The following is a 19,081-nucleotide window of genomic DNA, read 5'->3' as shown; positions in this document are numbered from 1 at the left end:
GACTATTCGTGTGAGGGCCTGACGTATCGGTAGACATGACTGATAACGACAGAGCCCTCGCCGACCGCCGAGGCGACGCGCTTGACTGAACCTGAGCGGACATCACCCACCGAGAACACCCCAGGGCACGAGGTTTCATAGGGCGAATGCGCCAGCCCGCAGTCGGTACCCGTACAGATAAAGCCCTTGTCGTCGAGCTTGACCATCCCGCCCAGCCAGGCGGTGTTGGGTGCAGCGCCCACCATGATAAACAGCGCCCGGCTTTCGATGGGCAGGCGCGTTCCATCCGCCCGGTTCACGATATCGAGCCCTTCAAGTCGGTCACCACCCTGCAGGCCCTCAACCTCGCTGCTGTAATGGATGGTGATCTTCGGGTCGGCCTCCAGCCGATGCAGCAGATAGCTCGACATCGATGCCGCCAGCGTGGCACTGCGGACGACGACATGGACGTGGTCGGCGTTGCGGCTGAGATACATCGCCGCCTGTCCTGCACTGTTGCCGCCGCCGATGACCACCGCCTGCGTCCCGCGGCAATAGCGCGCCTCGATTTCGGTGGCGGCGTAATACGCGCCATTGCCTTCGAAATCCTCGAGCCGGTCGAGCGGAAGCCGCCGGTACTCGACCCCGGTTGCCACAACGACAGAGCGCGCGCACACCGATTGGCCGCTGTCGAACCCGACGCAAAACAATCCGTCGTCGCGCCGTTCAAGGCTTGTCGCGCGCAGCGGCACCGCAAAGCGGGTACCGAACTTCATCGCCTGGACCTCGCCGCGCCAGACAAGGTCGGCTCCCGATATTCCGGTGGGAAAGCCCATATAGTTTTCGATCCGGCTCGACGTTCCGGCCTGCCCGCCGATCGCCAGGTCTTCGGACACCATCGCCCGCAAACCCTCGGCGCCGGCATAGACCGCGGCTGCAACACCTGCCGGACCGCCTCCGACGATCAGCACATCGACATCTTGCTCGGCATCGATCGTGATATCGAGCCCGAGCAGCTTGGCGACCTTGGCAGGCGTCGGGTCGGCAATCACCTCGCGTTCGCCGAAAATCACCGCAGGGGTGGCAGCCGCAATGCCGCATTGCTGCGCGGTGGCGAGCGATTCCTCACCGGTCAGCGGCAGGCTGCGATAGGGAATGCGATTGCGTTCGGCGAACTCGGCGACCCGGCGGATCGGCAGGCTCTGATCCTCTCCGATCAGCCGCAGCGCGCCGTCGCGATCGTCAAGTTGGCGCCGACGCCGCGCTGCGAACACGCCGATGATGATGTCCGACATTTCGGGCACCCGGCTCATGATGCCCAGCATCACCTCGCGCTCGACCTCGACCACCTCGGTGTCGCGGGCGGCCCGCATCGGCAGGGTCCAGCGGCCCCCTGCCAGAAACGCGATTTCTCCCAGATATTGGCCGGGGCCCAGCGTAGCATCGACCTTGCGCGCGCCGCTGACCACATCGACAACCTCGATCTGGCCGACCTCGACCAGAATAAAACGGTCAATCCGCTCGCCCTGCCGCGCCACCATTGCCCCGGCGGGGTAGTGTTTAGATACCCCTGCTGCCCGAATGGCAGCGATGTGCGAATCGGCGAGCGGCGTCCGCTGTGTCTGGCGCAGATCAAAGGCGATCGTTTCCATGGTGAGTCAACGATACGCAAAGCGAAGCGCGCTGCAAGCGGTGATAATGGACCCACCGCAGACCTGCTCTCATATTCGGTCCGGATTACAAAGAGCCTACGATCATTACTTGGACGCAAGCCGAACAGAAATGGTGCGCCCGACGGGATTCGAACCCATGGCCCCCAGATTAGGAATCTGATGCTCTATCCTGCTGAGCTACGGGCGCGCCTAGGGGGTGTTTAGCCAGCGTGAGCACGCAAGGCAACGGCGATTGCAGCGCATGAGGTACAGGTGCCAGGCGCGGCTCAATTTTGCGCTTCGGGAGGGATCACTGGGAACGGCAGCGGGGCGACCGCAACGCCCTCCTCGATCAGTGCAGCGGCCTCGTCGGGGCCGGCATGGCCGTGGATCGGGGCGTGCTCATCCTCGCCATAATGCATCGCGCGGGCCCGATCGGCAAAGTCGCTACCAACCCAGGTCGATTGGCTCAGCGCCTGGGCCTGCGCCTGGGCGAGCGCGGTGAGTACCGCGCGCATCTTGGCGACATCCACGGGCGCAGGCGCATTGCTGACCGCGACAGGAGCAGTTGCAGGTGCAGGTGTGGACGTTGGAGTTTCCTGCGTGTCCTGTGTGGCTGTTACCGCAACCTGCTGGTTGCCCTTGGCATTCAGACGCGGAGCCATCACCGCCTTGCCGACATCGGTCGATCCGCAATATCCGCAGGCGACGAGCCCGCGTGCGCGCTGGTCCTCATACGCATCGCTGGAGGCAAACCAGACCTCGAAGACGTGCTCATTGGCGCATTTGAGATCGAACACGATCATGGCGTGACCTCTTTCACCGGCCGCCGGTTGGCAATCACGGGTACGCGCGCGCGCACCTCGGCGATCCGTTCGAGCGGCAGATCGACAAACGCCAGCCCGGGTTCCTCGCCCATGTCGAGCAGGACGTCGCCCCACGGATCGACCACGAGGCTGTGACCGAACGTGCTGCGACCATCGGCGTGGGTCCCGGTCTGTGCGGCGGCGACGACGAAGCAAGCGCTTTCGATCGCACGCGCACGCAGCAGGACGTGCCAGTGCGCTGCCCCGGTGGGCACGGTGAATGCGGCAGGAACCGCAACAATGTCTGCCCCTGCACGGCTAAGCGCGGCGTAGACTGCGGGAAAGCGGATATCGTAACAGATCGAAAGCCCGAGCTTCGCCTGCGGCAATTGCACCGCTACCACCTGCTCGCCGCCTGCATAAACCGAAGATTCGCGCCAGCTTTCGCCTGAGGCCAGGTCGACATCGAACAGGTGGATCTTGTCATAGCGCGCGGCGATGTTGCCATCGGGTGCAATCACGAATGCGCGGTTGCGCCACTTCGCATCCGGCCCCTCGCCCTTCACTGCAAGCGAACCCAGATGCACCCACAGCCCCGCGTCCGCCGCAGCAGCGCTTACCGCTGCCAGCACGACATCGTCGGTCTCGTGGCGGATCGTCTCGGTCGCACGCGCACGGTTGCGATCAAGCATGTTCGACATCTCGGGCGTGAACAGAATGTCTGCGCCGCCCGTCCTGGCCTTGGCCACGGCGTCGAGCAGCACGGCAGCATTGGCGGCGGGGTCGACACCCGCAGTCATCTGGAGAACAGCGATTTTCATGCGCGTCTAAAGACCCAGCAGAGGGTCGAGCTTTCCTGCACGATCCAGCGCAGCGAGTTCGTCCGACCCACCGATATGATCGCCGTCGATGAATATCTGCGGGACCGTCATCCGTCCGCCAGCGCGGCGGATCATTTCGGCGCGGGGCTCGCCGCCCATTGAGATTTCGGTTTCCTCGAATTCGACACCCTTGCCGCTCAGCAGCGATTTGGCCCTGAAGCAATAAGGGCATGTGAATTTGGTATAGATTTCGATCCGGGCCATGTTTCCATCCTTGGCTTCATATTTGGGGCAGTTTCGCAGAAATGCAACACTTGTGGCCGCAGAAGCAGCCGGCTTCATGGCGTGTCGGCCTCGTCGCCCTGGCGCAGCACCCGCGCCCAGCAATAGATCGTCACCCGCGCCGCGCCTGCCTTTTTGAGCAGCCGCACACAGGCATTGGCGGTGGCGCCGGTGGTATAGACATCATCCACCAGCAACACATGGCGCCCTGCGATCCGGCCCCGCTCGCTGACAGGAATTTCGAAAACCCCGCGCACGGCAACCGACCTTTGCTGGCGGGTCATGCCCTTGAGCGGCGGGGTCGCACGGATCCGGCGCAGCACATTGGTTTCAACGCGCAGCGCGCGCTTTGCCGCCAGCGCGCGCGCGATCAGGATCGCCTGGTTGAAGCCGCGCCGCCACAGCCGCCAGCGGTGCAACGGCACCGGGACCAGCACGACATCGCGCATATCCTCGGGCAGATGGCGCTCGAGATGCCGCGCCACCAGCCGGGCAAGCCCGATCTTGCCGCCATGCTTGAGCCGCAGCACAATCGAACGCGACAGATCGTCATAGAGCACCACCGCCTTGATGCCATCGTGCAGCGGTGGCCTGGCAATACATTCGGCACAGACCAGATCGGCATCGCGGCCCTGCGCAAAAGGCTTGCCGCACGATGCGCAGGCCGGATCGCTGATGAAGCGCAGCGTGTTCCAGCACGCGCCGCAGAACTGCAGATCGTCCTGTACCAGCACCCCGCACCCCGGACAGCGCGGTGGCAGCACCAGATCAACCAGGGGTTTGAGGAAAGCGGCAAGCTCCATGCCCACTTGTCGCGCAGGCAATGCCCCGGCACAAGGCCGCGATGACCGACGATTCCGCACCGCGCATGCTGTTTTCATTCCCCCGACGGCGCCTGGCGATGGCGCGAGGCGTCCGCATGGCGGCGCAGCATGGCGGCGCGTTCCTGGCCGAGCATATGGCCGAGGAGATCATCGAGCGGCTGGGCTGGGTCAACCGCAATTTTGCCGACGCGCTGGTGATCGGCCATGCGCCGGATATACTGATGGCAGCGCTGGCGGCACGCGGGGTGGCAGTGACCCACGCGGGGCCGGTTGGCGCGGACCGGGTTTGCGAGGAGGACGCGCTCCCTTTCGCGCCCGCCTCGTTCGATCTGGTGATCGCGCTGGGCACACTCGACAGCGTCAACGATCTGCCTGGCGCGCTGATCCAGATCAACCGCAGCCTGCGCCCCGATGGGCTGATGATGGCGGCTTTGATCGGCGCGGGATCGCTTCCAAAGCTCAAGGCGGCGATGCTCGCGGCGGACGAGGCGACCGGGCGCGGGGTCGCAGCGCACATCCACCCGCAGATCGATGTTCGCGCAGCCGGCGACTTGTTGCAACGCGCGCGTTTTGCGATGCCGGTGGCGGACAGCGACACGCTGAGCGTGCGTTACTCTGCGCTGACGGGCCTGGTGCGCGATCTGCGCTGCCATGGCTGGACCAATGTGCTGGTATCAGGCGCGCCGCCGGTCGGCAGGACCGGGCTGATCGCGGCGCTGCAGAGCTTCGCCGAAGCTGCTGACGCTGACGGCAAGACGGCAGAGCGGTTCGAGATCGTGTATCTCAGCGGCTGGGCCCCCTCGCCCGACCAACCCAAGCCCGCAAAACGCGGCAGCGCGACAGCTTCGCTCGCAGGCGTGTTGGGGAAACCGCCGCGAGCCGAATAGCCGGGTCTTCGACGGGTTGAGGCTGAGCGGGGGTAGGTTCAACCCTTTCCCCGCCTGCCTGCAAAAAATGCCTCGAAAGCCCTCCCCCTTGATGGGGGAGGGTTGGGTGGGGGTGATCTCTCCGGATTATGCTGAGGGTGTAACAACGCACCACCCGCTCCCACCCGCACCATCACCCTCACCGCTGCGACTAAGGCAGCAAGCTGCCAAGTCTCGCAGCCTCTCCCATCGAGGGAGAGGCGGTAAAGCCTGCAACCTGTCTCGACTCACACCGTCGGCAGCACGTAATCCTTGAACTGGTCGCGCAGTGCGGTCTTGAGCAGCTTGCCGGTCGCGGTGTGCGGCAGCTGGTCGACGAACACGATGTCGTCGGGCAGCCACCATTTGGCGACGTGCTGTGCCAGATAGTCCTGGATCGCCTGCTTGCTGGGGTTGGTGCCCGGCTTGGCAACGACCAGCAGCAGCGGGCGCTCATCCCATTTGGGGTGCGGCATGCCGATTGCGGCGGCCTCGGCGACTTCGGGCATGCCGACAGCCGCATTCTCCAGATCGACCGAGCTGATCCATTCGCCGCCCGATTTGATCACATCCTTGGCGCGGTCGGTGATCTGCATGACGCCATCGGGGTGGATCACCGAAACATCGCCCGTGTCGAACCAGCCATCCTCGGTCAGCGCGTCGGCTTCCGCCTTGAAGTAGCGCTTGATGATCCACGGGCCCTTGATCTGCAGCCGTCCACTGGTCTTGCCATCGCGGGGCAGCTCGCTGCCATCCTCGCCGACAATCCGAAGTTCCACGCCGAACGGCACCCGGCCCTGTTTGGTGACCAGATCGAGCTGCTCATCGAAGCTCAGATCGTCCCAGTCGGGCGAGGGCGCGCCCATCGTGCCGATCGGCGAGGTTTCGGTCATGCCCCAGGCATGGTTCATCCGCGCCCCCATCTTCATGATCCGCTCGCACATCGCGCGCGGCGCGGCAGAGCCACCGATGGTGACCACCTGCAGATATTCGGGCTTCTTGCCGGTGCTGTCGATATGCTGGAACATCGCCAGCCACACCGTGGGAACGCCCGCCGAGTGCGTGACCTTCTCCTCATTCATCAGATCGCACAGCACCGCAGGATCGTTGACCGCCGAGAACACGAACTTGATTCCGGCAGCGGCCCCCGCGAACGGCAGGCCCCAGGCTGCGGCGTGGAACATCGGCACGACGGGCAGCGCCACCGATTGCGGTGACAGGCTGAACACCGCAGGCTGCATCTCTGCGAGCGCGTGAATCACCGTCGAGCGGTGCTCGTACAGCACGCCCTTGGGGTTGCCGGTGGTGCCCGAGGTGTAGCACAGCATGCACGGATCGCGTTCAGGGCCCTCGTGCCAGCGATAGTCGGCATCGCCGGACTCGAGCAGCGCTTCAAAGCTGGTCGCGGCAGAACCTGCGGGCGGATCGAAGCAGATATAATGCTCGATTGTGCTCCAGCGGTCCTTCATCTTGTCGATGATCGGCTGGAACGCTGCGTCATAGCACAGCACTTTGTCTTCGGCGTGGTTGGCGATGTACTCGAGCTGCTCTTCGAACAGCCGCGGGTTGATGGTGTGGATCACCCCGCCCATGCCGATCGTGCCATACCAGGCGACCAGGTGGCGGCTGTGGTTCATCGCCAGCGTGGCAACGCGGTCACCGGGCTTGACCCCCAGGGCTTCCAACGCGCTGGCGAGCCGCCGCGCATCGCGGGCGATGCCGGCCCAATGGGTGCGGGTCTGGCTACCATCGGCCCAGTGGCTGACGATCTCACGGCTGCCGCTTTCGCGCTCGGCATGATCGAGCAACCGCATGACGCGAAGTTCATAATCCTGCATTCCGCCGATAATCATCTGTCTCTCCTGACCCAAGGCCCCCGTTGCGGGGCGCAATTCTGTTGGATCAGAAAGCCCGAAGCGGCGCTTAAGTCAACTCACCAAGCGCAGATCGGGGCGCGGGGCGGCAAAGGACTCGACATCGCGCAGCATGATGCCGTCAAGCGCGCGCAACGCGTCGATGGTTTCGGCGTCGAGCCGGAAGCGGTTGCCCAGCTTCACCGGCATCACCCTGCCCTGCCCCATGATCAGCCGGGCGTGCAGCTCGTCCTGCCCGCTGCCCGGATCGCCGACCAGCTGCGACAGCTGGGTCAGCGCCTCGGGGCGAAGGATGTCAATCTTGGCACGGTGGCGCAGCGTGACCTTGATCTCGTCGAGCGGCCTTGCCCGGCGGATCGTTGCGCGGGGCGCTTGGTCCTCGCTCGACCGGTCGAACTCGAGCTCGATCAGAAGGCAGGCCGACTGGCTCGCCCATTCGGGCATGGCCGCGACGATATCGTCATCGAACGAACTGGCCGAGAACTGGCCGCTTTCGTCCGACAGGTCGACCATCACAAAGGCGTTGCCGCGCTTGCTCTGGCGTCGGTTGCAGCCTTCGACCAGCGCCGCGATCTTGGCGGTCTTGCGGTCGCCGACGCGGACATCCATCGTTTCGAGCACCTGCTGATAGGGGCGCGCCCCCTGCGACCGCGCGGTTGCGGCAAATTCGGTGACCGGGTGCGCGGAGAAGAAGAAGCCGAACGCGTCGCGCTCGCGGGTCATCCGTTCGCCCATCGCCCAGGGCTTGGATGCGGGCAGCCGCAGCGACTGGCCGGGCTGCTGGACATCGCCAAACAGGCCGCCCTGCCCGCTGGTCCGCTGACGATGCGCGTCGGCCGCCACCGCCAACACCATGTCCGCGCCCCCATGCACCGCCGAGCGCTCGATCTCGAAGCCGTCAAAGGCGCCTGCTGCAGCCAGGCTCTCGATCTGACGCTTGTTGACGAGGCCGGCATCGACCCGGTCGGCGAACTCGCCCAGCGAGGCGAACGCGCCGCCGGCAACGCGCGAGGCGACCACCGCCTCCATCGCCTTCTCGCCGACGTTCTTGAGGCCTGCCAGCGCATAACGTACCGCAAGGCCATCTGCCGTCTCCTCGACCGAGAACTCAGCTTCGCTGGCGTTGATGCATGGCGGCAGGCACACCACACCCATCCGGCGCATATCGTCGACGAAAATGTTGAGCTTCTCGCTCTGGTGCATGTCGAAGCACATCGACGCTGCGTAGAACTCGTGCGGATAATGCGCCTTCACCCACGCGGTCTGATACGCAAGCAGCGCATAGGCCGCAGCGTGGCTCTTGTTGAAGCCATAGCCGGCGAACTTGTCGATCAAGTCGAACAGTTCGTTGGCCTTCTTGGTATCAATGTTGTTGCGGCCAGCGCCTTCGACGAAGCGGCCGCGCTGCTGGTCCATCTCGGCCTTGATCTTTTTGCCCATCGCGCGGCGCAAAAGGTCGGCATCGCCGAGCGAATAGCCTGCGAGCACCTGGGCTGCCTGCATCACCTGTTCCTGATAGACGATGATGCCGTAGGTTTCCTTGAGGATATCCTCAAGCAAGGGGTGCGGATAGGTGATCGTCTCGCGGCCATTCTTGCGCGCGCCGAAGCTTGGAATGTTGTCCATCGGGCCAGGGCGGTAGAGCGAGACCAGCGCGATGATGTCGCCGAATGCGGTCGGCTTCACCTGCGCCAGCGTGCGGCGCATACCTTCGGATTCGAGCTGGAACACGCCGACGGTGTCGCCGCGCTTGAGCAGCTCGTAAACGCCAGCATCATCCCAGGGTAATGTGCTCAGATCGACCGTGATGCCGCGACGGCAGAGCATCTCGGTCGCCTTGTGCAGCACCGACAGCGTCTTCAATCCCAGAAAGTCGAACTTCACCAGCCCCGCGGTCTCGACATATTTCATGTCGAACTGGGTCACCGGCATGTCCGAACGCGGATCGCGGTACAAAGGCACCAATTGCGCCAGCGGACGGTCGCCGATGACGACGCCGGCAGCATGGGTGGAGCTGTGCCGCGGCAGGCCTTCGAGCTGCATCGCCAGATCGAACAGCCGCTTGACCTCGGCATCGTCGCGATACTGGTGCCGGAGTTCCTCGACGCCGGCGAGCGCGCGGTCGAGCTTCCACGGGTCGGTGGGGTGGTTGGGGACCAGCTTGCACAGGCCATCGATGCGGCCATAGCCCATCTGCAGCACACGGCCGGTATCGCGCAGCACCGCGCGTGCCTTCAACTTCCCGAAGGTGATGATCTGCGCGACATGATCGCGGCCGTATTTCGCCTGAACGTAGCGGATCACCTCGCCGCGCCGCGTTTCGCAGAAGTCGATATCGAAGTCGGGCATCGAGACGCGTTCGGGGTTGAGGAAACGCTCGAACAGCAGCCCCAGCTTGATCGGATCAAGGTCGGTGATCGTCAGCGCCCAGGCGACAACCGAGCCTGCGCCCGAACCACGCCCCGGCCCCACCGGAATGTTGTGATCCTTGGCCCATTTGATGAAATCGGCAACGATCAGGAAATAGCCGGGAAAGCCCATTCCGACGATGACGTTGACCTCGAACTCGAGCCGCTCGAAATACGCCTTGCGCTCTTCCTCGCTCTGGTCGGTGTACGTCGACAGCCGCATCTCGAGCCCTGCGAACGCATCCGCGCGCAACTGTGCGGCCTCGCCCTCGAGGTCGCCTGCCAGGCTGGGCAGGATCGGCTTGCGCTTGGGCGGCGCGAAGGCGCAGCGTTGCGCCACGACCATCGTGTTGACCAAAGCCTCAGGTAGATCGCTGAACAATTCGCGCATCATTGGCGCGGACTTGATCCAGGCCTCGGGCGAGCTGCGTTCGCGGTTGGCCGCGCCGACATATTCGCCGCGCGCAATGCAGAGCATTGCATCATGCGCGGCGTGGAAGCCGGGGTCAGAATAGCATGCGGGGTTGGTGGCGACGATCGGCAGGTTGCGTGCATAGGCCAGATCCAGCAGAGCGGTCTCGGCCAGGGTCTCGGCCTCCTCACCCCGGCGGCACAGTTCGATATACAGCCGGTCGCCAAACAAGGCCTGCAGCCGGTCGCAATACGCCTCTGCAGCGTCAGACTGTCCGGCGGCGAGCAACCGCGTAAGCGCACCCTCGCCGCCTGCGGTCAGTGCAATCACGCCCTCGGTGCGGCCTTCGAGACGCTCGAACGGGACGTGGGCGGGAAGCTCAAGCGGGCGATCGAGATGTGCGTGCGACACCAGATCACACAGATTGTCATAGCCGGCGGCGTTCTGCGCATACAGCGCGATCCAGTCGAGCACCGGCACCGGTCCTCCGACATCGGGACGGGCGACGCACAGCAGCGTGCCGATGACCGGCTGGATTCCACCTTCGAAGCACCCTTCGGCAAAGGGCATCCCGGCGTACAGGCCGTTGCGATCGGCTAGCGCGATCGCCGGAAATCCGCGCGCGTGTGCGGTCTTTGCAATCGCCTTGGGCTCAATCGCGCCTTCGAGCATGGTGTATGCCGAGAACACGCGAAGCGGGACGAAGGGTTCATAGGCCATGGGGAATTGCTATCGCCTTTGCCGCGATTCTGGAAAGCGGGATCACTCGCCGGTGGATAAATCCTGCGCGGCAATCTTGCGCCGGACATCGCGCACCGTCGACCAGATACCGTAGAAGATCAGCGCGCCGAGGAAGAACCACACCCAAAGCGGGATATCCTTGCCGACGATCGCCAGATAGACATAGGCGGAGACGAAGCACGCGCCTGCACACATCACCGGCAGCAGCGTCGGTTTGCCAGCGCGCGCGTTGCGCACCAGCCAGGCAATACTGGCGAGGAACAGCGGGATCGCGCCGACATAGATCGAGGCGAAGATCCACGGGTTGACGCCATACTGCGCCCCAAGTTCATTCGCCCAGGTGCTGATGGCTTCGATCATAGGGGAACTGTCCTGCTAGTGCGGTGATTCGCGCGATTTACCCTAGCCGTTCTCCGGCGAAAGCCGGAGTCCAGGAGCCAGATTGCACCACGACGCTCTGGATTCCGGCTTTCGCCGGAACACGACACTTTGCCATTCGGCCGCTATCGTTAACCCGTTACAGCAACTTTTCGATATCCGCCTTCAATTGCTCGGGCTTGATCATCGATCCATAGCGCGCCACCACATTGCCCTTGCGATCGACCAGGAACTTGGTGAAGTTCCATTTGATCGTCCGGCTGCCCATCAGGCCGGCCTGCTGGCTCTTGAGGTATTTCCACAACGGATCGGCCTCTTCGCCATTGACCGCGATCTTCTTCGACAGCGGAAAGGTGACGTCATAGGTCAGCGAGCAGAAGTTCTTGATTTCCTCGGCATCGCCCGGTTCCTGCGCACCAAACTGATTGCAGGGATAGCCCAGCACCTCGAACCCGCGGTCGCCCAATTCGCGGTGCAGCGCCTCAAGCCCTTCATATTGCGGGGTAAAACCGCATTTCGACGCGGTGTTGACGATCAGGAGCACCTTGCCTTCATAATCGGTGAGGGGTTTGCTGCTGCCATCGGGCAACGGCATGTTGAAATCAAAAACGGTCATGCGATCCTTCCATCGTGCAGGCGGACAACCCGGTCCATGCGCGTGGCCAGTCTTTCGTTATGGGTGGCCACCAATGCCGCGCTGCCTTCCTCCCTTACAAGATGGAGGAACTCTGCGAACACTATGTCGGCGGTCGCCTCGTCCAGATTTCCGGTCGGTTCGTCGGCCAGAACGACCTTTGGACGGTTGGCCAGTGCCCGGGCGACGGCAACCCGTTGCTGTTCCCCGCCAGACAATTGGCTGGGCCGGTGGTCGAGCCGCTGGCCAAGACCCAGCCGCGAAAGCAGCTGGTCAGCACGCTCTGCAGCCTCATCACGGGTCTTGCCCATGATCAGCTGGGGCAGCACGACATTCTCGCGCGCGGTGAAATCGGGAAGCAGGTGGTGAAACTGGTAGATGAACCCCAGGGCCGTCTTGCGCAGCAACGTGCGGCCGTTGCTCGAAAGGTTGGCGGCTTCCTCGCTGGCGATGCGTATCGAGCCGGTGAACCCGCCCTCGAGCAAGCCCACCGCCTGCAGCAGCGTCGATTTGCCAGAGCCCGACGGTCCGAGCAGCCCAACGATCTCTCCGGGCTGAACCGCCAGATTGATCCCCTTGAGCACATCAATGGTGACCCCGCCCTGCGCAAAGCTGCGGCGGACGTCGGCAAGATGGATGACGGCCTCACTCATAACGCAGCACCTGCACAGGATCGGTACTCGACGCCTTGAGCGCCGGATAGAGCGTGGCGAGGAAGCTGAAGATCATCGCCATCGCGGTGATACCGAGCACCTCATAGGGATCGGTACGGCTGGGCAGCTCGGTCAGGAAGCGGATCGATGGATCCCACAGTTCCTGCCCTGTCACCATCTGCACGAACAGGACGATGTTCTGGCGAAAATACAGGAACACAAAGCCCAGCCCAAGCCCGGCCAAGGTGCCCAGCGACCCGATGATCAGCCCCACGGTGATGAAGATCTTGAGCAAAGACTTTCGGCTGGCCCCCATCGTGCGCAGGATCGCGATGTCGCGGGTCTTGGCGCGCACCAGCATGATCAGCGACGACAAGATGTTGAACACGGCCACCAGGATGATGATCGACAGCACGATGAACATTGCCACCCGTTCGACTGCCAGCGCCTCGAACAACGATGCGTTGATCGTGCGCCAGTCCGCTATCTGGGCCTGGCCGCGCAACCGCTCTGCCAGCGGCGCGAGAATGTCACTCACCCGGTCGGCATCGCGGGTGGTGATCTCGATCATCCCAACCTGATCACCCAGCAGCAGCAAAAGCTGAGCGTCGCGGATCGGCATGATGACAAAGGCCTTGTCGTAATCGTAGATTCCGATCTCGACGATCGCGGCAACCTCATACAGGATTTCGCGCGGCACCGTACCAAATGGCGTCGAACGACCGGTAGGGTTGATGATCGTGATGCTGTCCCCGATCCGCACGCCCAGATTCTGCGCAAGGCGCGAGCCGATCGCGACCTTCGATGCACCAGCCTTCAGCGCGGTGATCGATCCCAGTACGGTCTTGCTCTGGAGGTCGGCAATGTCGGGGGCATCGGTCCCGCGCACCAATATCGCCTCCACCCGGCCCTCGTAATTGACCAGCAGCGGCTGTTCGATCAGCGGCGAGGCTGCAACGACGCCGTCCATCTTGCGTGTTTCAGCCAGGATTTCCTGCCAGTTCTTAAGCCTCCCACCATAGCCCTGCACCACCGCATGGCCATTGAGGCCGACGATCTTGTCGAGCAGTTCAGCGCGAAAGCCATTCATCACGCTCATCACGATCACGAGGGCAGCGACGCCGAGCATCACTGCGATCAGGCTGATGCCGGCAACGAGGAAGATAAACGCCTCGCCCCGCCCGGGCAGCAGATAGCGTTTGGCGATCGTCCATTCAAAAGTGGACAGCATAAACGTGGACCGGACCTTTCGGATGGCTGGAAGATGCCTTTGCGGTGAAAAGGCACCAAGGCTTACGCTCTAGCCAGCCGCCGGTTCGCTGACAATGGCGCATCATCCGCACACCTGTTGCAGATAGATCACAGAATAAACCAAAAATGACGGGAACCCGCTAATAATCCTAGCTTAAGGGAACGCATTACGGAATCATGACAACGCGGATCAAGCGGCTACGGCCATGGGTTCGGGGATAGTTTCCGTCGTTTTGGGGAAAGCGGCGGTGACCAGGGTCCCAGACGTTGCGAGCATGGTCAATCGCCATCTGCGCGCGACAGAGGGACTTGATAAAGAGCGTCCGGGTCTTGGGGGCCGGACGCTCTTTTTTCGTCTCGCGCAGATGCAAATTCGACCCCGCATCATCAAAAAATCCATCTTGAAACCGGTTTGTGCAATCCTAAATTTCCGATGTGAGCCACGCCTTAGGGGTGGTTCACCGCTACCGAGGCGCCACGTCTGTGGGCTTCAAACCTATGAAATCGCTTATATAAAGGATTTTGAAGATGAACCGTTTTGACTTTACCCCTTATCGCCGCACCACTGTTGGCTTTGACCGGCTGTTCGACTTGCTGGAAAATCAGGCACGGGCTGCACAGGGCGATAATTACCCGCCGTTCAACATCGAGCGCAACAGCGACGACGCCTACCGCGTCACCATTGCGGTCGCCGGTTTCAAGGCTGAAGAGATCGACATCACCGCGCAGCAAAACCTGCTGGTGGTGTCGGGCCGCAAGCCTGCCGAAACCGAATCGCGCGGCAACTTCCTCCACATGGGCATCGCCAACCGGAACTTCGAACGCCGGTTCGAACTGGCCGACTTCGTCCGGGTCAGCGACGCTGGGCTCGAAGATGGCCTTTTGACCATCGATCTGGTCCGCGAAGTGCCCGAGGCGATGAAGCCCAAGAAGATTACTATCAGCGGCGCCCCAAAGCTGTCGGTGGTCGAGGGCAAAGCCTCTGAGGAAGGTGATGTGAAGGCGGCCTGACACTGGCTCGTTTCACTGTGGGTAAAACTGCAACGGGGTGGGTCGGCAACGGCCCACCCTTTTTGCGTTAAGCGCATCTTTCTCCCCTCCTGCAAGCGGTAGGGGAAACAGCAAAGGCCACCAAACAGAAGAGGGCGAGCCTTTGCAGGCCCGCCCTCCGCGCCCGCTCAGGACGCTGCTTTCTCCAGGAGAGGGATTGGCCGGGTCGCATTTACCGCACCCTTCCCCGGAAAAAATGTGAAACTCGTGACCCCGCGCCACTCAGGGCGCGGGGTTTTCTCCGGGGCCAGGTTCGGTAGGGTCGCATGAACCTTGCCCAGCCCCGGAAAACTCGAAACTTGTGCGTCACCATATCCCGTCACGCTGCTTCGGAAATCTCCAGCAGCGTATCACGGTCGATGATCTTGACCCTGCCCTGTTCCAGCTCGATCAACCCGGCGTCGGACCAAGCAGAGAGCTGTCTATTAATCTGTTCGCGTGACAATCCCGCGAAGGTACCAAGCTCGCTCTGGCTCAGGTCCAACTTGAGCTTGCCCTCGTTTGCCCCCGAAACCATCAGGCGCAACAAATAGCGCGCCAGCCGGGGTCCGGATGTGAACGCCCGGTCCGCCTCAATGACATCGTTGGCCTGCCGCAGCCTTTTGGCCATCACCCGCAGCATCCGCCGCGGCAAAGCCACATGCCGTTCGGCGATCTCCTCGAACGCGGGACGCGAGAGCGACAATGCCGTCAGCTCGGTCAGCGCCTCGATCGAGGCCGTTCGCGATCCGCCATCCAAAAATGCGATTTCACCGATCACATAACCGGGCTCGGCATAATCGAGCACAATCTCGTGGCCGTTGCTGGCAACCATGCTGACACGGGCAAATCCGGTCAGGATGATCAGCAGGTTATCGCCATCATCACCCTGGCCCATGATTTCCTGGCCTTTGCGAAAGCGCACAAAGTGACCCCGCAGGATGATGTCGGAAAGCTCATCGGTTTCGCAATCGGCAAACAGGCTGTGGCTAGCCAGAAGTGCGGCAAGCTCATTGGCGTGCATGATCGGATCTTCCCCTTCCTTTCTGTCAGCAGTCGATCCGATCGAGCAACTTTGCTTCAACCGCCCCGTCGCTGCCGACAGATGTTTCTTCCCACGAAACCCATTACGCCGCTGTGCGCCACCGCACAACAATGTCAAATAGCGTAAAAAAGTCGTTATGCGGTGTGGTAAATTGGCGCATCACGCGGTGTTTTGCGGCCGATCTTCGCCGCATTTAACCTGCGTCACTAAAAAGGGGGCGTGCTGGCTCTGGGCCAGCTACGCGCACCGACTCAAACCAGGCGGCTCTGCGCGACAGCTGCCTCGATGAAGCTTGCGAACAGCGGGTGCGGATCGAACGGCTTGCTCTTGAGTTCGGGGTGATACTGTACCCCGACAAACCAGCTGTGATCAGGTCGCTCGACGATTTCGGGAAGCACGCCATCGGGCGACATACCAGAGAACACCAGGCCGCCCTGTTCGAGCCGGTCATGGTATGCGGTGTTGACCTCATAGCGATGCCGGTGGCGCTCGCTGATCGTATCGCTGCCATAGATCCCGCGCACCCGGCTGTTGCCCGAGAGCTTGGCGGGAAATGCGCCGAGGCGCATGGTACCGCCCAGGTCGCCTTCGGCGCTGCGCTTTTGCAGGCCGGTTTCGCCCATCCATTCGGTGATCAAGCCGACGATCGGCTCGTTGGTCGCACCGAACTCGGTGGTCGAGGCCGACATGATCCCCGATGTGTTCCGGGCCGCCTCGATGCACGCCATCTGCATGCCCAAACAAATCCCGAAGAAAGGTACATCGCGTTCGCGTGCGAAGCGGACCGAGGAAATCTTGCCCTCGCTGCCTCGCTCGCCAAAACCGCCGGGAACCAGAATACCGTGCATTGGCTCGAGCAACGCGGCAAGCTCGTCATCGGGTAGCTTCTCGAACAGCTCGGCGTCGAGCCATTTGACGTGAACCTTGACCCGGTTGGCAAGGCCGCCATGGACCAGGGCTTCGTGCAGCGACTTGTAGGCATCCTGCAGGCCGACATATTTGCCAACCACACCGATGGTGACTTCGCCTTCGGGGTGTTCGTGCCGTTCCATAATGTCGGTCCAGCGCGACAGGTCAGGCTCGGGCGAATCGTGGATGCCAAAGGCGCGCAGTACCTCGTTGTCGAGGCCTTCGGCGTGATATTGGGTGGGCACCGCATAAATGCTCTTGGCATCGAGCGCGGGGATCACGGCTTCCTTGCGGACGTTGCAGAACAACGCGATCTTCGCCCGATCCGAATCGGGCAGCGGCTTTTCGCAGCGGCACAGCAGGATGTCGGGCTGGATGCCCAGCGAGGTCAGTTCGCGCACGCTGTGCTGGGTGGGCTTGGTCTTCAGCTCGCCGGCAGCAGCGATATACGGCACAAGAGTCACATGGACGAAGACGGTGTTTTCACGCCCGATATCGTTGCGCAACTGGCGGATGGCCTCGATGAACGGCAGGCTTTCGATATCGCCGACGGTTCCGCCAATCTCGCACAGGACGAAATCGAGGTCTTCGGTTTCGGCCTGGGCGAATTCCTTGATCGCATCGGTGACGTGCGGGATGACCTGAACGGTCGCACCCAGATAATCGCCGCGGCGCTCGCGCTGGATGATAGTCTGATAGATGCGGCCCGACGTCACGTTGTCCGACTGGCGTGCAGAAACGCCGGTGAAGCGCTCGTAATGGCCAAGATCGAGATCGGTTTCGGCGCCGTCATCAGTTACATAGACTTCGCCGTGCTGATAGGGCGACATCGTGCCCGGATCGACGTTGAGATACGGATCGAACTTACGGATGCGGACGCGATAGCCGCGTGCCTGGAGCAATGCGCCAAGGCTGGCGGCCATGAGGCCCTTGCCAAGCGATGAAACCACGCCGCCGGTGATGAAAATGAAACGCGCCATGGGAACAACCCGTTACTCGGTCGCGCGCAGGGCTGACAAGCGCGCGAATCCGTAAGGAAAACAAAAAACTGTGCACATACCGCCCAAATGCGGCGGGCAGATCAGTTGGCGGGGGCCTCGCCTGCAGGCGCAGCGGGTGCCGGAGCGGTCTGCATCGGGGCGCTCTGAGCAGGAGCAGCATCGGCCGGAGCGGTGTTCTGCGCACCGGCAGCCGACAGCGGATCACCGCTACCGGGCATGCCAGGAGTCGCAGGCGCTGCCAGCGGATCGGTGAGCGGAGCCGCAGCGCCGCGCTGCAACGAGGTATCGATGTCGCCGGTCGAGTGGATATTGGCTGCCATTACGGCCAGGACGATGCTGAGCACTACAAACAAAGTCGCCAGCACTGCAGTCATCCGGGTCAGCAGATCGCCCGCGCCGCGCGCCGACATCAGGCCATTGGGGCTTCCGCCCACGCCCAGCGCGCCGCCTTCGGAACGCTGCATCAGGATGACACCCACCATGGCAGCAGCAATCAGCGTCTGCACGATGGTGATGAACAGGAATATCGACGACATGAACGGTCAGACCCAGACAAAAGGAAAAGTGTTGGCGCGCACATAGCGAGTGGATAGCGCCAGCGCAACTAGCTGGCAGGGGCGAGTGGATCGCGCCAGCGCAACTAGCTGGCAGGGGCGAGTGAATAGCGCCAGCGCAACCAGCCGCGCACCACGTGTCACCGCGGGGCGGCCTGGATGATCGGGAGGAAGGTCTCCGACTTCAGACTGGCACCGCCGACCAGCGCACCGCCAACATCCGGGATCGCCAGGATTTCGGCCGCGTTGCCCGGGTTGACCGATCCGCCGTACAAAATGCGTACGCCAGCGCCTGCAGCGCCCAGCCTGTCGGTCAGGGTTGCCCGAAGCGCGGCATGCATCGCAGCGATATCTTCAGATCGCGGCACACGGCCGGTGCCAATCGCCCAGACCGGCTCATACGCCACCGACAACCAATCCGCCGATGCCGCGCCAGGCAAGGATGCGGCAAGCTGGGCGGTGACCATGGCGATCGCATCGCCGGAATCACGCTGTTCCAGGGTTTCACCGACACACACGATTGCGCCAAGCCCTGCCTCGTGCAGCGCCTGCGCCTTGGCGGCCACATCGGCGTCGCCCTCGCCCTGATCGGCGCGGCGTTCGGAATGACCCACTATCGAGAAGGTCGCACCTGCTTCCTTGAGCATCGCTGCAGACAGGCACCCGGTGTGCGCGCCCGATGACTTGGCGTGGCAATCCTGCGCCCCGATGCGAACCCCGCCGGCGCGTTGCGCAAACGCCGCGATCAGCGTTGCGGGCGGGCAGATCGCTACTTCGACCCCCGCATCGCTTCCGGAGCCATCGGCAATCGCCTGTAATTTTGATATGTCGGCCTGATAGCCATTCATCTTCCAGTTGCCGACGATATAGGATTTATGCTGGCTCACGCTGGTCTGTCCCTTGATGTGCGTTTTGCAATTACG

At 62.8% G+C, this 19,081-nt stretch carries 17 protein-coding genes and 1 tRNA gene; 2 read left to right on the top strand and 16 right to left on the bottom strand.

The genetic code is table 11. The features are described 5' to 3' along the window. Window positions 1-2 precede the first annotated feature (2 nt). The 6 genes from IEW00_RS07445 to IEW00_RS07420 all read right to left on the bottom strand — a co-directional run bounded on the left by IEW00_RS07445 (window position 3) and on the right by IEW00_RS07420 (window position 4,343). Entirely contained in the window at window positions 3-1,631 is a 1,629-nt protein-coding gene (locus IEW00_RS07445; protein ID WP_188513723.1) for an FAD-dependent oxidoreductase, read from the bottom strand. 131 nt (window positions 1,632-1,762) lie between these two features. After that, window positions 1,763-1,839 (bottom strand) — tRNA-Arg (locus tag IEW00_RS07440). Between the two features lie 79 nt (window positions 1,840-1,918). Then, the gene (locus IEW00_RS07435; protein WP_188513722.1) at window positions 1,919-2,437 is read right to left on the bottom strand and encodes a DUF1178 family protein; all 519 of its coding nucleotides are present in this window, start codon (window positions 2,435-2,437) and stop codon (window positions 1,919-1,921) included. After that, window positions 2,434-3,258 (bottom strand): carbon-nitrogen hydrolase family protein, encoded by an 825-nt coding sequence (locus tag IEW00_RS07430; protein ID WP_188513721.1) that lies wholly within the window; start codon window positions 3,256-3,258, stop codon window positions 2,434-2,436. The genes IEW00_RS07435 and IEW00_RS07430 overlap by 4 nt, the downstream gene beginning before the upstream one ends. 6 nt (window positions 3,259-3,264) lie before the next feature. Further along, window positions 3,265-3,522: a glutaredoxin 3 gene (grxC, locus tag IEW00_RS07425; protein WP_188513720.1), complete on the bottom strand. Its 258-nt coding sequence runs from the start codon at window positions 3,520-3,522 to the stop codon at window positions 3,265-3,267. Between the two features lie 74 nt (window positions 3,523-3,596). After that, a complete protein-coding gene (locus IEW00_RS07420) occupies window positions 3,597-4,343 on the bottom strand; it encodes a ComF family protein (RefSeq protein ID WP_188513719.1) in 747 nt (248 codons plus the stop codon). A 41-nt stretch (window positions 4,344-4,384) separates the two neighbouring features. Here IEW00_RS07420 and IEW00_RS07415 point away from each other — a divergent pair, with 41 nt between their 5' ends. Further along, a complete protein-coding gene (locus IEW00_RS07415) occupies window positions 4,385-5,251 on the top strand; it encodes a methyltransferase domain-containing protein (protein ID WP_188513718.1) in 867 nt (288 codons plus the stop codon). Between the two features lie 266 nt (window positions 5,252-5,517). Here the strand turns inward: IEW00_RS07415 and IEW00_RS07410 are convergent, their stop codons facing one another. From IEW00_RS07410 to IEW00_RS07385, 6 genes are all read right to left on the bottom strand, one after another. Beyond that, the gene (locus IEW00_RS07410) at window positions 5,518-7,122 is read right to left on the bottom strand and encodes a long-chain fatty acid--CoA ligase (protein ID WP_188513717.1); all 1,605 of its coding nucleotides are present in this window, start codon (window positions 7,120-7,122) and stop codon (window positions 5,518-5,520) included. Window positions 7,123-7,197: 75 nt separating this feature from the next. Next, window positions 7,198-10,683: a DNA polymerase III subunit alpha gene (gene dnaE, locus IEW00_RS07405; RefSeq protein WP_188513716.1), complete on the bottom strand. Its 3,486-nt coding sequence runs from the start codon at window positions 10,681-10,683 to the stop codon at window positions 7,198-7,200. A gap of 42 nt (window positions 10,684-10,725) precedes the next feature. Further along, window positions 10,726-11,064, bottom strand: coding sequence for a hypothetical protein (locus tag IEW00_RS07400; RefSeq protein ID WP_188513715.1), 339 nt, complete (start codon window positions 11,062-11,064; stop codon window positions 10,726-10,728). A gap of 157 nt (window positions 11,065-11,221) precedes the next feature. Next, entirely contained in the window at window positions 11,222-11,698 is a 477-nt protein-coding gene (locus IEW00_RS07395; protein ID WP_188513714.1) for a glutathione peroxidase, read from the bottom strand. Continuing rightward, entirely contained in the window at window positions 11,695-12,369 is a 675-nt protein-coding gene (locus IEW00_RS07390) for an ABC transporter ATP-binding protein (RefSeq protein ID WP_188513713.1), read from the bottom strand. Before IEW00_RS07390 ends, IEW00_RS07395 begins: the two co-directional genes overlap by 4 nt. Further along, complete coding sequence (locus IEW00_RS07385; RefSeq protein WP_188513712.1) at window positions 12,362-13,600, bottom strand: lipoprotein-releasing ABC transporter permease subunit; 1,239 nt, start codon at window positions 13,598-13,600, stop codon at window positions 12,362-12,364. The genes IEW00_RS07390 and IEW00_RS07385 overlap by 8 nt, the downstream gene beginning before the upstream one ends. A gap of 548 nt (window positions 13,601-14,148) precedes the next feature. Between IEW00_RS07385 and IEW00_RS07380 the strand changes: the two genes are divergently transcribed. After that, window positions 14,149-14,631 carry an Hsp20 family protein gene (locus IEW00_RS07380; RefSeq protein ID WP_188513711.1) on the top strand — a complete coding sequence of 161 codons (483 nt, stop codon included), beginning with the start codon at window positions 14,149-14,151 and terminating at the stop codon, window positions 14,629-14,631. 358 nt (window positions 14,632-14,989) lie between these two features. Here the strand turns inward: IEW00_RS07380 and IEW00_RS07375 are convergent, their stop codons facing one another. From IEW00_RS07375 to tpiA, 4 genes are all read right to left on the bottom strand, one after another. After that, window positions 14,990-15,673, bottom strand: a complete 684-nt coding sequence (locus IEW00_RS07375; protein WP_188513710.1) for a Crp/Fnr family transcriptional regulator — start codon at window positions 15,671-15,673, stop codon at window positions 14,990-14,992. 272 nt (window positions 15,674-15,945) lie between these two features. Next, window positions 15,946-17,583 (bottom strand): CTP synthase, encoded by a 1,638-nt coding sequence (gene pyrG / locus IEW00_RS07370; protein WP_188513709.1) that lies wholly within the window; start codon window positions 17,581-17,583, stop codon window positions 15,946-15,948. A 101-nt stretch (window positions 17,584-17,684) separates the two neighbouring features. Continuing rightward, the gene (gene secG / locus IEW00_RS07365; RefSeq protein ID WP_188513708.1) at window positions 17,685-18,140 is read right to left on the bottom strand and encodes a preprotein translocase subunit SecG; all 456 of its coding nucleotides are present in this window, start codon (window positions 18,138-18,140) and stop codon (window positions 17,685-17,687) included. 158 nt (window positions 18,141-18,298) lie between these two features. After that, window positions 18,299-19,045, bottom strand: coding sequence for a triose-phosphate isomerase (gene tpiA, locus IEW00_RS07360; protein WP_268235795.1), 747 nt, complete (start codon window positions 19,043-19,045; stop codon window positions 18,299-18,301). Between the last annotated feature and the right edge of the window lie 36 nt (window positions 19,046-19,081).

It is taken from the genome of Blastomonas aquatica (assembly GCF_014639875.1).
In the GTDB taxonomy this organism is placed as follows: Bacteria; Pseudomonadota; Alphaproteobacteria; order Sphingomonadales; family Sphingomonadaceae; genus Blastomonas; species Blastomonas aquatica.
This window is presented reverse-complemented; position numbering and strand designations above follow the sequence as displayed.

Coding starts and splice junctions, on each gene's coding strand:
- IEW00_RS07445 (WP_188513723.1), bottom strand. CDS start 1,631: ATGGAAACGATCGCCTTTGATCTGCGCCAGACACAGCGGACGCCGCTC.
- IEW00_RS07435 (WP_188513722.1), bottom strand. CDS start 2,437: ATGATCGTGTTCGATCTCAAATGCGCCAATGAGCACGTCTTCGAGGTC.
- IEW00_RS07430 (WP_188513721.1), bottom strand. CDS start 3,258: ATGAAAATCGCTGTTCTCCAGATGACTGCGGGTGTCGACCCCGCCGCC.
- grxC (WP_188513720.1), bottom strand. CDS start 3,522: ATGGCCCGGATCGAAATCTATACCAAATTCACATGCCCTTATTGCTTC.
- IEW00_RS07420 (WP_188513719.1), bottom strand. CDS start 4,343: ATGGAGCTTGCCGCTTTCCTCAAACCCCTGGTTGATCTGGTGCTGCCA.
- IEW00_RS07415 (WP_188513718.1), top strand. CDS start 4,385: ATGACCGACGATTCCGCACCGCGCATGCTGTTTTCATTCCCCCGACGG.
- IEW00_RS07410 (WP_188513717.1), bottom strand. CDS start 7,122: ATGATTATCGGCGGAATGCAGGATTATGAACTTCGCGTCATGCGGTTG.
- dnaE (WP_188513716.1), bottom strand. CDS start 10,683: ATGGCCTATGAACCCTTCGTCCCGCTTCGCGTGTTCTCGGCATACACC.
- IEW00_RS07400 (WP_188513715.1), bottom strand. CDS start 11,064: ATGATCGAAGCCATCAGCACCTGGGCGAATGAACTTGGGGCGCAGTAT.
- IEW00_RS07395 (WP_188513714.1), bottom strand. CDS start 11,698: ATGACCGTTTTTGATTTCAACATGCCGTTGCCCGATGGCAGCAGCAAA.
- IEW00_RS07390 (WP_188513713.1), bottom strand. CDS start 12,369: ATGAGTGAGGCCGTCATCCATCTTGCCGACGTCCGCCGCAGCTTTGCG.
- IEW00_RS07385 (WP_188513712.1), bottom strand. CDS start 13,600: ATGCTGTCCACTTTTGAATGGACGATCGCCAAACGCTATCTGCTGCCC.
- IEW00_RS07380 (WP_188513711.1), top strand. CDS start 14,149: ATGAACCGTTTTGACTTTACCCCTTATCGCCGCACCACTGTTGGCTTT.
- IEW00_RS07375 (WP_188513710.1), bottom strand. CDS start 15,673: ATGCACGCCAATGAGCTTGCCGCACTTCTGGCTAGCCACAGCCTGTTT.
- pyrG (WP_188513709.1), bottom strand. CDS start 17,583: ATGGCGCGTTTCATTTTCATCACCGGCGGCGTGGTTTCATCGCTTGGC.
- secG (WP_188513708.1), bottom strand. CDS start 18,140: ATGTCGTCGATATTCCTGTTCATCACCATCGTGCAGACGCTGATTGCT.